This is a genomic window from Streptomyces sp. UNOC14_S4 (assembly GCF_020740835.1).
GTDB lineage: Bacteria > Actinomycetota > Actinomycetes > Streptomycetales > Streptomycetaceae > Streptomyces.
Window position 1 is genome coordinate 1 of the sequence record NZ_JAINFC010000999.1, and the last position, 863, is coordinate 863.

The window sequence follows — 863 nt, forward strand, 5'->3', positions numbered from 1 at the left end:
GGAAGACTCCGCGTTCGCCCCAGGACTGGAGGGGTCCGGCTAGGCGCAGCAGGAGGCCGTTCATGCCTGGTCTCCGGCGGGGTCTGTGGTGGGGGTCATGGTGGCTTTGGTGCAGGCGGTGGCCAGGTCGTCGAAGGAGTGGTGGTGGGTGCCGAGGTGTTCGAGGGGGGTGGTTGGTGTGCCGGCGTGGCCGTGGGCGATGCGGTGCCGGGTGCCGACCAGGCGGTTGATGGCGGCTGCGTAGTCGGTCAGGGCTTTGCGTGCGGGGAGGGTGTAGCCGCCTTGGGGCTGGGCTTTGACGGGTTGTTCGAAGGCGGCGCCGTAGGAGATGGGGCGGCGGTCGCGTACGGCGTAGTGGACGAGGTCGGGGACGGTGTGTGGGGCGGTGGAGGTCTTTTTGCCTTTCGGCATTGTCATGATGAAGGAGCGGGTGAACAGCTCGATCAGTTCGCTGGCGGTGGTGGTGTCGCCGTCGAGGTTGTGGAGGAGTTCGGTGACGTTGACGGTGGCGAACCGGTAGAAGATGCCTGCGGTGAGGAAGGCGGTCTGCAGGTGGGCGCTGCCGGCCTCGCCTGGCTGGGGCCAGTCCTCGACGCTGGTGAAGAAGTCCGGCTGCAGGTCGGCTTGGTGGACGGTGAACGCGGGTGCCATCTGCACTGCGCCCTCGACGTGGCCGGAGGGGATCTCGGCGAGCATCCGTCCGAACAGGTTGATGGTGGCGGTCCGCCGGGTCAGCTGGGTGGCGATCTCCTGGGTGGGCAGGACGGCGGGCATAGTCGTCGTGCTGCTGGTTGTGGTGTGTTCGGCTAGGGCTTCCTCGAGTGCGGGGCGGTGGGTGCGGCACAGGGCGAGAAGGCTGTCTC

Annotated in this window: 1 protein-coding gene; it reads right to left on the bottom strand. The window is 67.9% G+C overall.

Going from position 1 to position 863, the window contains the following annotated elements:
• Positions 1-60: 60 nt before the first annotated feature.
• The coding region (locus tag K6I34_RS37565; protein ID WP_229332486.1) for a type I-E CRISPR-associated protein Cas7/Cse4/CasC at positions 61-863 on the bottom strand (803 nt) is incomplete at its 5' end.